This window comes from Saliphagus sp. GCM10025317 (assembly GCF_042663665.1).
Classification (GTDB): domain Archaea; phylum Halobacteriota; class Halobacteria; order Halobacteriales; family Natrialbaceae; genus Natronosalvus.
Genome location: NZ_JBHTAQ010000007.1, coordinates 292,044 through 305,027 on the forward strand (window position 1 = coordinate 292,044; position 12,984 = coordinate 305,027).

Below are 12,984 nucleotides of genomic sequence, written 5' to 3' on the forward strand. Positions count from 1 at the left end.
ACGGGCTTTCTTCGCGCGAAACCGGCGCTGTACTCTCGAAACGGTCGATAGTGATGATTTTACTGACAGCGTCGTCTTCGACCGGCTTCGCTGGGACCCAGAGGGGACACGTGAGTATTGGCGCAATGCTTGCATACGCTGACCACCCGAGCCCAGCGCTTCGGAACGGAACGTTTACCGGCGCGCTCGCCAACACTCGGTCGATGCGCGAGTGCTTCGAAATCCGGGCGACGGACGCCGGCGGCCGCCTCGGCGAGTTGACGGTCCCGCGAGCCGACACCACGGTCGAGACGCCGGCGTTGCTCCCCGTCATCAATCCCCACCTGGACACCATTGAGCCGGGCCGCCTGGGCGAGGACTTCGGCGCGGAGATTCTGATCACCAACGCCTACATCATCCACAACAGCCAGGACGTCCGCGAGCAGGCACTCGAGGACGGCCTCCACGACCTCTTGGATTTCGACGGTGCGATCACGACCGACTCCGGTTCCTTCCAGCTGTCCGAATACGGCGACATCTCCGTCACGACCGAGGAGATTCTCGAGTTCCAGCACAAGATCGGCTCGGACATCGGGACGCCCGTGGACATCCCGACCCCGCCGGACGTCTCCCGCGAGCGCGCCGAGACGGAACTCGAAACCACCCAGGAGCGCCTCGAGGCCGCCGAAGCCGTCGACACCGGCGAGATGCTCGTCAACGCACCCGTCCAGGGATCGACCTATCCTGACCTGCGCGAGCGGGCGGGGCGACACGCCGACGGGACCGACCTCGACGTATTTCCTGTGGGCGCGGTCGTCCCACTGATGAACGACTATCGATACGACGACATGGTCGACGTCGTGGCCGCCGCGAAGCGAGGACTGGGTGCCGACGCGCCGGTCCACCTCTTCGGAGCGGGCCACCCCATGATGTTCGCCCTCGCGGCCGCCATCGGCTGCGACCTCTTCGACTCCGCCGCCTACGCGCTCTACGCCCGCGACGATCGCTACCTCACCGTCCGGGGGACGCGTCACCTCGACGACCTGACGCACCTGCCCTGTCCCTGCCCCATCTGTACGAGCCACGATCCCGGCAGCCTGTCCGCACTGGACGACGACGCCCGCGAGACCGCCCTCGCCGAACACAATCTCCACGTCAGCTTCGCCGAAATCCGACGGATCAAGGACGCGATCCGCGCGGGTCGCCTCCTCGAGCTGGTCGAACAACGCGCTCGTTCACATCCAACGATGCTCGACGGCTACCGCGCCCTCCTGGACCACGCCGAGCAACTCGAGCGGACCGACCCCGTCTCGAAGGGGACGTTCTTCTACACCTCCCACGAGAGCGCCCGCCGCCCGGAAGTCCTGCGCCACCACCGCCGACTCGAGCGCCTCGACGTGCCGGATTCCGTCTTCCTCACCGAGGGCGACGCCTCGAGCGAGGACCGGTACGACGCCTCCTGGCGCGTCCTGCCCCCCTTCGGTCCCTTCCCACGGGCACTCTCACGAACCTACCCCCTCGCGGCCGAGGTGCCCGAGCGGCGAGACCGGGCGGCCCTCAAGGCAGCTGCCGCGGGGATCTCCCGACTGGTCGATGCCAACCCCGACAGCGAGTTCACGCTGGGCCACCGCCACTGGCCAGCGAGCGTCCTCGAGTCGGTGCCCGAGAACGTGCAGTGTCTCGACCTGACGACCGATCGATCCGCACGGTGATCCCGTCGGCGACGAGACGTCCCATCGAAACGCCGTTCGAGGAAAGAGCAACACACATAAATCACTGCACCCAAATCCCACGCATATGGACTACAGCCAGATGGGGCTCATCATCGGGCTCACCCTGACCCTCGGGGCGACCGTGCTTCACCTCGCCCGCGGGACCCCGTGGCGCCCGACCGAGGACATCTCCCAGGACGTCCTCGAACACCGTGCGAAGAGCGTCCCCGAGACCGACTTCCCGGAGCCGATGAACCGGTCTATCGGCGGCGGTGGCGCCGTCGCGGCCGTCGGCGGCGGCGAAGCAGGCGGCGAACTCGAGGGAGGGGAGGGCGAGAGCGAAGCCGCATCCGGTCCCGGGGACATCCCCGAGGACGAAATCGAGTACTACGAGGTCGAGTGGGTCAAGGAAGGCGAGACGATCGAGGTCGCGAACAACGAACCGCTGCTCGACCAGGGCGAAGACCAGGGCTGGGACCTGCCCTACGCCTGCCGCGAGGGCAGCTGTGTCTCCTGTTCGGCCAAGATTTCCGGTGACGCGAACGAACTCATCGAACACGACAACCAGCAGATGCTCGACGAGAACGAGATGGGTGAGGGGTACGTCCTCACGTGCGTCGGCTACCCACGCGGGGAGTTCTCGATCGAAACGAACGAAGCCCCGTAGTCGGTCCGACTCCCGCTTTCCGACTCGTTTTGCGGTCTCTATTCTTTCACTCGTCGCGTGGCTTCGATGCCCTGCTCGAGCGGGTCGAGTCGGCTCGAGGTTTGATATAGAAACTATAGTCTGCTTCGAACACTTCCGCTGTCTCAACCTGCTTCCTGGGCGTATCGATGAGGAAACGCACACTCGCAGCCGAAATTACTATTCGTCTACCGAAACAGAAGACTGACCGTCTCAGGCGCGAGCACGAGCGCGATCGGGCGCGTCGGCCTTGTTGTTGGCGTACGCGTTGTACGCCGAGAGGAGAGCCACGAGCGCGCCGGAAATGGCGGTACCGGTCGCGAGTTGGTCACTCCCCATCTCGATGAACGAGGGTGCGATCAACAACCACAGGCCGAGCAGGACGGTCAGCGATGCGGCGCCGACGCTCGCCAGCCGATCCCTCGAGAGCCGGTAGAAGTTGTACCCGGCGAGCAGGAAAATTGCCGTTCCGACGAGCGTGTCGTTCCAGATCGCTGTCTCCGTGGCTTCGAAGATGAACGGCGAGGCGACGACGTACAGGCCGATCAGCGCGACCAGGGCGCTCAGCCACTGCATGACGTCTGTGTTTATGGTATTTCGCGCGGACTCGCGGCGACCGCTCGGTTCGGTGTCAGTCGGTGTATCACTCATGATGAACTCCGTCCGAATCTGTAGCCCAGCTAAGGATAACAGCGGTGCTTGCACCCGTCGGGAGGACGAAACCCTGTGGACGTAAGTTCGGGTTACCGCGTTCGCACGTGTGGCAGGCTACTCGAACGACTGCCGGCGTTTCTCCGCTTTACCGGGCGTTCGTCGCCGATTGGTGGGCCGGTGCGTGTCGCTGCGCGCCGAACTCACTCCGAATCGTTCGGATCGTTGTACGTCTTCGGATCCGGATCCGGGGCGACGACCTCGCCGTCTCCGGGTTGTTCCGCGAGGTAGGAGAACTCGCCTTTTCCGTCGGGTGAGTCACCTTCCGTCCACGGGTAGCCGGGGTCCTCCTGGGGCTCTCTTCGGGTCGACATGAACGCGTAGTTGAACTCCTGATTCTCCTCTTCCTGCGGAAAGCTCGCAGGAACCGGAACCGGGTCCTCGAGCGACTCCAGGGCCTCGAGCCACTGGTTCTGGTGCATGGTGTCGCGGGCGATGAGGTACGAGAGCATGTCCTTCATCCCGGGGTCGTCGGTGTACTCCCAGAGGCGAGTCGCGAGCGTGCGTCCGGTCGCCTCGGCCATCACGTTCGCGTACAGGTCGCCCGCGAGGTTACCCGAGGCAGCGATATAGCCGCCCGTGAAAGGAACGCCGTTGCTGTCGACGGGCATTGCCGAGAGCCCGACCGAGAGGAACTGCCGTGGATTCTGGCCGGTCATCGCCGCCGCGGCCGCCGCGGCGTTTTCGCTCTCCTCGCGCATCTGTTTGGGCGAGCCGCGGAGGTTCTTCGTGACGGCCGTGGCGAGCATCTCGATGTGGCCGAGTTCCTCGGCGGCGGTTTCCATCAGTAGATTCCGGTAGGCTTCGTACTCCTCGGGCAGCGCCCACGCCTGGAACATGTACTGGAGGGCGACGCGCATCTCACCCTCTTGCCCGCCGATCGCCTGCTGGAGCAGTTTGGCGAAGTGCGGGTCCGGTTCTTCGACGGTGACCTCGTACTGAAGTGTTGGTTCTTGAAAGAACATCGTTTCTCCACTCCCCCGACACCATCACCCGGGATAAATATTTCATACGTAGTGGATATTGTAATTATGTGGCGTCCGAGAGACCGACGTGAGAGAGATACAGCGTCGGCGGAACGTCAGCACCGCCGGCAACACACCTTTTTCTCGGCGCCCGTGGTCCGTGCGGTGGCTCGAGTTTCTATGACTTCCGACACCCTCGACGAGCGAACGACGACGAGACGGCGAGTGCTCCAATCCGGAACCGTTGGGGCGGCCAGCGGGCTGATCGGACGCGTCGAGAGCGTGGACGAATCCGAGACGGCGACCGAACGCGGGTCGCCTCGGTCGGACCCCGTCCCCACGCACGGTGCGATGTTCTCGTACCAGTACGCGCCCGGATCGCGCTGCTCGCTCGTCGAACGCGACCTCGACTGGCGACCGCGAGCGCTCGAGCAGACCTACGTAACGAACGTCGTCACGCTCCACGGCTCCCGGTCGTTTCGCGCCTTTCTCTTTACCGACTCCGACCTGCCTCGGCGAGGCCGAACGATCACGCTCGGCTCGCCTCGTCGTTCCGACTCGACAGCCGCCAGAAACGTGATCGACATCGAGCTCGAGTTCGACGAGGAATTTGCGCCTGCTTCCGTGAAACCGTGAACGAAACGACGAACGACGGGCGGCCGTCCACGTTGTCGGCGGAGAGAAGGTCGATCCGCGGTCAGTCTTACTCCTCGAGTCCGTCGCCATCCGCGGTTTCCGCACTCGAACTCTCGACGACGTCCTCGAACGCCTCGAGGATGACCTGCTTCGTGACCGCGCCGCGGGTCGTCCAGTGGTGGGCGTAATCGAGCATGTCGTCGTAGATGTCGGGCTTGCAGCCCGCGGCTTTCGGGTGGCCGCCGCCGTTGACCCGTCCCGCGACCTCGTGGCAGCGGTCGAATTCGTCGGTGCCTCGAATCGAGGCCGACCCGGCGGGTTTGACGACGACGGAGGCGTCGGCGCCTTCCTCGCGCATGGCCTCGGCGACCTCGTTTTGCGAACAGCGGCCGTAGGTGACGCCGACGGTGTAGCCGCCGACGTCGTGGAACTTCGCGCGGCCGACTGCCTGCTCGATCAGGGCCTCCTTCTCGACGCGGCGCTCGGTGATGAACTCGCGCACCCACGCGGGGAAGTCGACGCCGTACTCCCTGACGACCTCGACGTACTCCGCGGGGTTCGTCCAGTAGGCGTAGTCGGCCAGGTCGTCGCTTCGCGGGTCCTCGCGGAGCCAGAGGTCGTGATCGCGCGTGACCGCCGCGAGGGTTTCGTATTTGTCGTCGAAGTCGTAGGCGAGCGACCGGAGGGTCACGTCGGCGGTGCACTCCTCTTCGGAGTCGCCGACGACGAGGTCGACGCCGGCGTCCCTGACCGCTTCGGCGACGGCGTCGTCCCACTGATGGTGGTCGAACCACGAGACGTCGCCGGCGGCCTCGAGCAGCGCTGTGAGTTCGTCCTCGACGTACTCGTAGCGATCCGGACAGAGGTCACAGACGTAGCAGTCGATGCCGGAGTCGGCGTAGGCGGCGACTCGTTCGAGGGCCTCCTCGACGTTGTGAGGGCTCGCGGGGAGCAAGGCGACGCGGTGGGGGGTCGGTTCGGGTTCCTCGAGGGGGCCGGCGCTGGCGTCGGTGACGGCATCTGCGTCACCGTCATCAACCCCGTCATCTTCTTCCTCGTCCTGGTCGTCCGTCGGCGGCTCCGGAACCACCTGCACGTCGTCGTACGCCTCGCGAATCATGGCCACGCAGGCCAGCCCGTCGGCGTCCGGGTCCGCGACGACGGCGACCTCGGCGCCCTCGAGGGCGGCCCGTGCTTTCTGCTCCTCAAGGTCGTCCCCGACGTCGTCGGGCAGGAAGAAGCCGGTGCCCGGGAGTACGGATTTGCGAGCCAGTGGGAGATCGGAACTCGAGATGAGATCGGCGTCCATACCCCTGCTGCGGGGGCGAGAGGGAAGTAACCGCCGGATGTCGCTCGAGTCCGTTCAGGTCGTCGCCTGACTGCTCCCGGCGGCCGTCTCCTCGCCTTCCGCGTCGGGGAGCTGTCTGACCGTCAGGATCGGAATCGGTGACGTGCGGACGATGCGCTCGGCGACGCTCCCCAGCAACAGGCGGTTCTCGCCGTGGCGACCGCGCGTGCCGGTGACGATCAGATCGGCGTCCTGCTCGCGCGCGTACGCGATGATTTCGGGGGCCGGACGCCCCTCCCGGACCGCGGTCGTGATTCCGGGACCGGCCTCGTCGTGAACGCTCGAGAGCGCGCCTTCGGCGTGGGTCTCGAGGGCAGTTCGGAGCTCCTCGCGGAGCTGTTCGGGCGAGGCGTCGACTTCGCTGGCGTCGACGACCGAGAGGGCGTGTACGTCGGCGCCGAATCGGGCGGCGAGGTCGATGCCGACCTCGACGGCGCGCTCGACGCTCTCGGACCCGTCCGTCGCGACGACGACCGTGTCGAACATGGTCGTACGTTTCCCCTCCGGGCCTATAAACGCATTCGAACGGCGCGGGTGTGGTATCGGTCGGAACCGATCGGTAGAGTGGACGGCGCATCTCGATATCCGGTGACGGTGGGCCGACTCGGCATCTCGTCGACGGACGACGCATTTGGACACCTCGCCAACGGCGACCGGTCGAGCGTGGAGACGGTTGGTTTTTTGCCACCGGCACACCCACTGGGCGTATGGACGTCAGCGATCCGCTCACCGTCGACACCGTGCTCGCCCCGGTCGACGGAAGCGAGGACTCCGCCACCGCCGTCGAGTACGCCGTCGCCATCGCCGACCGATACGACGCCACCGTCCACGTCCTGTTCGTCCTCGGACGGGAGGTCGTTCACGGCATGGATTCGGGCGTCGTCTCCGAGACCGACGTCGCCGAGAACACCCAGGGCTTCCTCGAGGAGGTCGCGGGCGTGACCGACGCCTACGACGTCAAGTTCTCGACGTCGACGGCTCACGGCTTCTCGCCGTCGATCAAGACGCGCCATCCCGGAAGCGTCGTCCTCGACGCCGCCGAATCCGTCGACGCCGACTTCATCGTGCTCCCGCGAGAGTCGGTGACCGACGCGCCGACGGAGGTCCTCGAGAAGGCCGCCGAGTACGTCCTCTCGTACGCGAGTCAGCCGGTGCTGTCGGTCTGACTATGGTCGCGGACAGCCGACCACGCGATAGCACGCCGAGGAACTACGGCGATGACGCTCGAACGCTAACCCATGCCCATTCCCGGCTACGATCCGCAGGACATCATCGAACGGACGCTCGAGCGGACCGCTCCCGGAACGACCGCTCGCCTCGAACTGGTCGCGTCTTCGGTCCCCGACAGCGTCGAGATCGTTGAGGCCGAGTCCGACGTCGAGGCCCCGCCCGGTGCCCTGGGTGACCCAGTCGAACTGTATGCCGTCGACGAAGTCGAGGGACTCGTGGCCTGCCGCATCGAACTCCCGTACGACCCCTCGGAACTACCGCCGGGGGCCAGTCCGACCGACGTCGCGGTCGCCGTCGAGACGGACGACGGCTACGAGTTCCTCGAGTCTGACACCGACCTCGAGGAGACGACGGTGGCGGCGACGGTGACCGACGCGCCACCGGGCTCCGTGATCGTTCCAGTGACGACCCACGACAGGGAGGTGCCGGTGGACGATTCGCCTCGAGAGTGAGCGCCCAGGACGCCGCAGTTGCTGGTACCGTCTCCTCGAATCCGCCCCGTCGATCAGCTGATCAGCCGGTTAACCGATCAGACGATCAGATCCCAAAGAGCGCCTCGACGATGGCGATGGTCAGGTACGCCTCGACGAACGCCGCCAACACCAGCAGGAACCAGCCGAAGCACGCCAGGAGTCCGGTCCGATAGAGGTACCGCTTCGTGAGAAACGAGTCGCGGTTCCCGCGGAGGCGCTGGCCGAAACGGTAGACGAGCCGGAAGCCGATGCCGGCCGCGATGAAGAGCGCCGTGAGTTCGAACACTCCGTGGGGGACGAGCAGGGCGACGAACTCGCCGTAGCCAATCAGGCCGCCGATACCGACGGCGAGGTTTCCGATGAGGACGCCGTTGAAAACCATAATGAGGAGCGTGAACGCCCCGAGCGAGACGGCGCCGAGAATGGCAAGCACGAAGGGACCCGAGTTGTTGACGACGAACAATCCGGCGGTCAGTTCAATCGACGCGGATCCGGTCCCCGGTTCGCCACCGGGCTCGAGTTCCTCGTCCCCGACGAGCTCCTCCCCGAGGGCCTCGAGCACGAATTCGAGCAGATCGACTCCGAGCGCGTAGAGGAGAACGCCCAGGAGGATCCCAATGGCGAAGGTCGCGGCGGCGAACCCGACGTACGGTCGGTGCTCGCGCCACCCGGCCTCGAGGGCCGCGAGCACCCGTCGGTCACTCAGCCGGTCGACGGCAGCGAACGCGGCGAACCCGGCCGCCAGGAGCGACGCGCCGGCAGCCGGGCGAACCGACGATTCGGTGACCAGGAGGTACAGCGCCGTCAGGAGCGTTAGAACCGATAGCGCGAGCACGAGCACGAGTGTCCGTCGACTCCGTCTCGAGTCCGTCGCCGGTCGCGAACGTGTCGCCATACGTCACGTTCGGTCAGCAAAGCGATAAATCCGCCGACCACGACAGCGAGGGTGGGCGACATCGGACTTGGAGGGGGACGATAACCGGGTGGGCGGCGATTACCGGGCACGAGTTCGCCATCGGACGGTCGCCAGTGATTCGGCCGGTGGTGGCGGCCCGTTATCTTGCACCGATTCCCGACCGATTGTACCGAATACCGGTGACAACCGCCGTTCGTTGCGATTTTCAGGGTGTGGAGCACACAGGTTTTATCTCATCCCTCCCGTAGTGTCTCGCCGTCTATGTCGGCATCCATCTCTACGATCCGATCGGGAATTGATGGCCTCGATACCCTTCTGAACGGCGGACTCGTCCGTGGCCGTATGTATCTCGTCCAAGGCGAACCGGGAACGGGGAAAACGCTTCTCGGTATGCACTTCCTCGAGGCGGGACTCGAGGAGGGAGAGACGGTGCTCTGTATTCACGGCGAGGAATCCCAGGAGGAAATCGTCTCGAACGGGCTCGCCGTCGGAATCGACGTCAGGGATGCCGAATTCCTCGACCTGGGGCCCGAATCGGACTTCTTCACCCAGGACGAGGCCTACGACCTGGTCCACCCGAGCGACCTCGAGCAAGAGCAGTACACCCGCGACGTTCACGACGCTATCAAGGAGATCGACCCGACGCGAGTCGTCCTCGACCCGATCACCCAGCTCCGGTACGTCGAGTCGAGCGGCTATCAGTTCCGCAAGCGGATGCTCGCGTTCATGCGGTTTCTCAAACAACGCGACATCACGGTCGTCGCTACGGCACCCACGGCCTACGACGAAAAGTCCGACGCTGAGGTTCGCTCGCTGAGCGACGGGATCATCGAACTCACTCGCGGGGTCGATGGACGACGAATCACTCCCGCGAAACACCGCGCACTCGGACAGATGGAGGGAGAACACGGCCTCGAGATCCGACAGAACGGAATCGAGGTCTACCCGGACGTCGTTCCCGTGCACGAAGAGACGGCGTTCGACCCGACCCCGCTGCGGTCGGGAATCGACGAACTCGACGACCTACTCGAGGGCGGGTTCGAGCAACGGACGGTCACGTTCATCAGCGGTCCCTCCGGCGTCGGAAAGACGACCCTCGGCACGCAGTTCATGGCCCAGGCGATCGAGGAGGGGATGACGTGTGCGGCCTACCTCTTCGAGGAGAGTCTCGAGACCTACTGCCACCGAACGAGGTCGATCGGGTTTCCCATCGACGAGATGCGCGAATCGGGTACGCTCACGATCGAGCAGGTCGAACCGCTGACGCTCTCGAACGAGGAGTTCGCCCACCGGGTCATCGAACAGGTCGAAACCCAGGGAACCGATGTCGTGTTCATCGACGGCATCGATGGCTACACGATTTCGGTTCAGGGTGAGGAGTCGGAACTGATCCGAAAGCTTCACGGCCTGACTCGCTACCTCAAGAACGAGGGCGTGACGGTCATCTTCACGAACGAGATCTCCGAGATCACCGGAATCTCGACGGCGACGAGCCCGAACATCAGCTACCTGGCTGACAACCTCACCTTCATGAGCTACGTCGAGTTGGACGGCCGACTCCGGAAGGTCATCGGCGTCTTGAAGAAACGAACCGGCGGGTTCGAACACAGTCTCCGGGAGTTCGAGATCACCGACGACGGCCTCCGGGTTGGCGACCCGCTTTCGGGACTCCACGGCGTGCTCCAGGGCAACCCACGCATGAGCGACATTCGCGACCTCGCACAGGATGAGTGACCGACGCTCGAGTCGATCGACGACCACCAACGCTCGAGTCGATCGACGACCACCAACGCTCGAGTCGATCGATGCCCCTCCAACCGATACCCCTGACCAATGAGTAACCCGAACCGCGTCGAGCGACGACGGTCCGAAAACCGCGTCCAGCTCCTGATCTCCCAGGAGCGGAATCGAGCCGCCGTCCGGCGCCTGCTCGAGGATCGCTACGAGGTGCTCACCGACGAGTCGGTGGTCGAGGCCGACGCCTACCTGGTCGACGACTTCTCGTTTCCCGACTACCACGCGGCCCTCGAGGAGCGTGTCGAGGAGAGCGGTCCAGTGTTCTGTCCGGTCGTCCTCATTCGTCGGGAACGGACGAACCCCCGGATCGTCCTCCCCGACCCGGACGAGAACGACGACTCGCTTTTGGTCGACGAGATCGTCACCGCGCCGATCGAGCGCGAACCGCTGGTTCGACAGCTCAACTCGCTGCTCGCCCGGCGACAGCAGTCCCTCGAGTTGATGCACAACGTCACCCGGCTCGAGGAGTCGAACCGTGCGCTCGAGCAGTTCGCCTACGCCGCCAGTCACGACCTCCAGGAGCCTCTGCGGATGGTCTCGAGTTACCTCCAGTTGCTCGAGAATCGATACGGCGACGAGCTCGACGAGGACGCCGAGGAATTCCTCGCGTTTGCCGTCGACGGCGCCGAACGCATGCATCGGATGATCAAGGGGCTCCTCGAGTACTCGCGGGTCGACACCGAGTCGGGGTCGTTCGACCCGGTCGACCTCGAGACGGTCGTCGAGAACGTGCGTTCGGATCTGCGGATGAAGATTGGGGCGTCACAGGCGGAGCTGTCGGTCGGCTCGCTTCCAACGGTTCGTAGCGACGCCGAGCAACTCCGACAGCTCTTCCAGAATCTGTTGAGCAACGCCTTAGAGTACACCGACGAGGAGTCGCCGACCGTCCGTATCGACGCCGAACGGGACGGAGAGCTGTGCCGGGTGAGCGTGACGGACGACGGACTCGGAATCAGCCCGGAGAACCAGGATCGGATCTTCGACGTGTTCGAGCGATTGCACACCCGCGACGAACATCCGGGGACGGGGATCGGACTGGCGCTGTGTAAGCGCATCGTCGACCGCCACGACGGGCGGATCTGGGTCGAGTCCAAACCCGGGGAAGGGTCGACGTTCACGTTCACGCTGCCACTGGCCGACGATTCGGCGGAGATCGAGGCGCCGTCGAAATCGGAGACGGCAGATTAACACCTTCCCCACCGAAACGTCACGCAATGACCACGCTGGCGATCGTCGGCGGGGAACTCCTCCGCCCGAACGGAACTGTCGACCGCGCGGACGTACTGATCGATCAATCGACCGGCAAGATTCTCGAGATCGGCGAGGATTTTGCGGCCGACGAGACGCTCGAGGCGACCGACTGTCTGGTGACGCCGGGGTTCGTGAACGGCCACACCCACGTCGCGATGACGCTCCTGCGGGGGTACGCCGACGACAAGCCCCTCGACACCTGGCTGCAGGAGGACATCTGGCCCGCCGAGGCCGCCCTCTCCGCCGAGGACGTCCGGGCCGGCGCCGAGTTAGGGCTGCTCGAGTTTATCAAGGGCGGCGTCACCGGCTTCGCCGACATGTACTTCGAGGTGCCCGAAATCGCCGCCGCGGTCGAGGAGGCCGGCCTCCGGGCGCGACTCGGCCACGGCATCGTCACTGTCGGCAAGGACGAGGCCGACGCCCGAGCGGACGCCCGGGAGAGCCTCGACGTAGCCCGGGAGTTCGACGGCGCGGCCGACGGCCGCATCTCGACGGCGTTCATGCCCCACTCGCTGACGACCGTCTCACGGGAGATCCTCGAGGAGTTCCTCCCGAAGGCCCGTACTGAGGGTATCCCGGTCCACTATCACGCGAACGAGACCACCGACGAGGTCCATCCCATCGTCGAGACACAGGGCGTTCGCCCGCTCGAGTACGCCGACGAGGTCGGGATGCTCGAGTCCGAGGACTTCGTCGCCCACGGCGTTCACCTGAACGAGCGCGAGATCGAATTGCTCGCCGAGACCGGGACTGGCGTGATCCACTGCCCGGCCTCGAACATGAAACTCGCCAGCGGCATGGCGCCGGTCCAGGGACTCCTCGACGCGGGGGCCACAGTCGGCCTCGGCACGGACGGCGCCGCCTCGAACAACGACCTCTCGATGCTCGACGAGGCCCGCGACGCCGCGATGCTCGGCAAACTCGCCGCGAACGACGCCAGCGCGGTCCCCGCCGAGGCTGTCGTCGAGATACTCACCCGGGGGAGCGCCGACGCCATCGGTCTCGAGAGCGGCCGCCTCGAGGTCGGCGGCGCGGCCGACCTCGCCGTGATCGACCTCGAGGCGCCCCACCTGACGCCTCGTCACGACCTCGTGAGTCACCTGACGTACGCGGCCGCCGCGAGCGACGTCCGCCACACGGTCTGTGACGGGCAGGTGCTGATGCGCGACCGGGTCGTCCAGACGCTCGACGAGACCGCCGTTCGACGACGAGCGACCGAGCACGCCGCGGCCGTTCTGGAGCGGGTGGCCTGACCAGGTCGTTCGTACTGTTCAACGGAAC

Annotated in this window: 13 protein-coding genes; 8 read left to right on the forward strand and 5 right to left on the reverse strand. The window is 65.5% G+C overall.

All coding sequences use genetic code 11. The features are described from left to right. Positions 1 to 203: 203 nt before the first annotated feature. Positions 204 to 1,691, forward strand: coding sequence for a tRNA guanosine(15) transglycosylase TgtA (tgtA, locus tag ACFQS4_RS16030; protein WP_500194283.1), 1,488 nt, complete (start codon positions 204 to 206; stop codon positions 1,689 to 1,691). 85 nt (positions 1,692 to 1,776) lie between these two features. Beyond that, a complete protein-coding gene (locus tag ACFQS4_RS16035; RefSeq protein WP_500194285.1) occupies positions 1,777 to 2,358 on the forward strand; it encodes a 2Fe-2S iron-sulfur cluster-binding protein in 582 nt (193 codons plus the stop codon). Positions 2,359 to 2,589: 231 nt separating this feature from the next. Here ACFQS4_RS16035 and ACFQS4_RS16040 read toward each other — a convergent pair whose 3' ends face one another. Together ACFQS4_RS16040 and ACFQS4_RS16045 are read right to left on the reverse strand one after the other, a co-directional pair. Continuing rightward, positions 2,590 to 3,027: an SPW repeat protein gene (locus ACFQS4_RS16040; RefSeq protein WP_500194287.1), complete on the reverse strand. Its 438-nt coding sequence runs from the start codon at positions 3,025 to 3,027 to the stop codon at positions 2,590 to 2,592. A gap of 203 nt (positions 3,028 to 3,230) precedes the next feature. Then, positions 3,231 to 4,052, reverse strand: a complete 822-nt coding sequence (locus ACFQS4_RS16045) for a manganese catalase (RefSeq protein ID WP_500194290.1) — start codon at positions 4,050 to 4,052, stop codon at positions 3,231 to 3,233. A gap of 180 nt (positions 4,053 to 4,232) precedes the next feature. Here ACFQS4_RS16045 and ACFQS4_RS16050 point away from each other — a divergent pair, with 180 nt between their 5' ends. Next, positions 4,233 to 4,688 carry a hypothetical protein gene (locus ACFQS4_RS16050; protein ID WP_500194293.1) on the forward strand — a complete coding sequence of 152 codons (456 nt, stop codon included), beginning with the start codon at positions 4,233 to 4,235 and terminating at the stop codon, positions 4,686 to 4,688. A 67-nt stretch (positions 4,689 to 4,755) separates the two neighbouring features. On the opposite strand, the gene ACFQS4_RS16055 is transcribed toward ACFQS4_RS16050, so the two are convergent. Continuing rightward, complete coding sequence (locus tag ACFQS4_RS16055) at positions 4,756 to 5,997, reverse strand: DHH family phosphoesterase (RefSeq protein WP_500194296.1); 1,242 nt, start codon at positions 5,995 to 5,997, stop codon at positions 4,756 to 4,758. Between the two features lie 54 nt (positions 5,998 to 6,051). Beyond that, positions 6,052 to 6,522 (reverse strand): universal stress protein, encoded by a 471-nt coding sequence (locus tag ACFQS4_RS16060; protein WP_500194299.1) that lies wholly within the window; start codon positions 6,520 to 6,522, stop codon positions 6,052 to 6,054. 221 nt (positions 6,523 to 6,743) lie between these two features. On the opposite strand from ACFQS4_RS16060, the gene ACFQS4_RS16065 reads away from it, so the two are divergent. Both ACFQS4_RS16065 and ACFQS4_RS16070 read left to right on the forward strand, forming a co-directional pair. Next, positions 6,744 to 7,202, forward strand: a complete 459-nt coding sequence (locus tag ACFQS4_RS16065) for a universal stress protein (RefSeq protein ID WP_500194301.1) — start codon at positions 6,744 to 6,746, stop codon at positions 7,200 to 7,202. Between the two features lie 72 nt (positions 7,203 to 7,274). After that, complete coding sequence (locus ACFQS4_RS16070) at positions 7,275 to 7,718, forward strand: hypothetical protein (RefSeq protein WP_500194304.1); 444 nt, start codon at positions 7,275 to 7,277, stop codon at positions 7,716 to 7,718. Positions 7,719 to 7,803: 85 nt separating this feature from the next. Here the strand turns inward: ACFQS4_RS16070 and ACFQS4_RS16075 are convergent, their stop codons facing one another. Then, on the reverse strand, positions 7,804 to 8,634 hold the full coding sequence (locus ACFQS4_RS16075; protein WP_500194306.1) for a stage II sporulation protein M: 831 nt from the start codon (positions 8,632 to 8,634) through the stop codon (positions 7,804 to 7,806). Positions 8,635 to 8,916: 282 nt separating this feature from the next. On the opposite strand from ACFQS4_RS16075, the gene ACFQS4_RS16080 reads away from it, so the two are divergent. The 3 genes from ACFQS4_RS16080 (at position 8,917) to ACFQS4_RS16090 (ending at position 12,956) form a co-directional block, all read left to right on the forward strand. Next, positions 8,917 to 10,389, forward strand: coding sequence for an ATPase domain-containing protein (locus ACFQS4_RS16080; protein ID WP_500194308.1), 1,473 nt, complete (start codon positions 8,917 to 8,919; stop codon positions 10,387 to 10,389). Positions 10,390 to 10,488: 99 nt separating this feature from the next. Further along, positions 10,489 to 11,640 carry a sensor histidine kinase gene (locus ACFQS4_RS16085; RefSeq protein WP_500194311.1) on the forward strand — a complete coding sequence of 384 codons (1,152 nt, stop codon included), beginning with the start codon at positions 10,489 to 10,491 and terminating at the stop codon, positions 11,638 to 11,640. 26 nt (positions 11,641 to 11,666) lie between these two features. Continuing rightward, on the forward strand, positions 11,667 to 12,956 hold the full coding sequence (locus ACFQS4_RS16090; RefSeq protein ID WP_500194313.1) for an amidohydrolase: 1,290 nt from the start codon (positions 11,667 to 11,669) through the stop codon (positions 12,954 to 12,956). The last annotated feature ends 28 nt before the right edge of the window (positions 12,957 to 12,984 follow it).